The organism is Mesorhizobium sp. M1E.F.Ca.ET.063.01.1.1, assembly GCF_003998155.1.
Lineage (GTDB): Bacteria > Pseudomonadota > Alphaproteobacteria > Rhizobiales > Rhizobiaceae > Mesorhizobium.
The window spans coordinates 1-417 of record NZ_RZSC01001683.1 but is presented as its reverse complement, the minus strand read 5'-3'; the positions used below and the strand labels follow the sequence as shown (position 1 = coordinate 417).

At 62.8% G+C, this 417-nt stretch carries 1 protein-coding gene; it reads right to left on the bottom strand.

Annotated features, from left to right (window positions below):
• A partial coding sequence (locus tag EOA29_RS40410; RefSeq protein WP_245468888.1) for a cysteine peptidase family C39 domain-containing protein occupies positions 1-375 on the bottom strand: 375 nt, incomplete at its 3' end.
• Positions 376-417 lie beyond the last annotated feature (42 nt).

Genomic DNA, 417 nt, shown 5'->3' with positions numbered 1-417 from the left:
GAGCTTGTCGTCGACAACTTTGCCGAGGATCAGGTATCCACCGTCCCGAAGCACGGCGATTCCAGGCAGCGGAGTAACCGCAAGCCGATTCCAGTTTGTCCTCTGTGCCTGAGCCTTGAGTCCAAAATCTTTTGCACAGCGCAGGATTTCGGTAACGCCCACTGGCGCCGCGCCCATCCGATGCCGGATCTGGTCTGGGTCGGCCGCGATGCCATGGCAACGCATCAATATCGCCAAGGCAATAAGCCCTGAATCATCGCCGCCTTCGGGTGCGGTGCTCGCCGCCTCGACGGCCGTATCGCGTCGATCGGCGAACCGCGCAGGCAACACGGTATCGCGGGCGCGGCGTACCAGATCACGCCCGCGGGTAGCCATGCCGGCAAGGGCATGAAGCGCCCGTTGCGCAAGGTTCTGTGA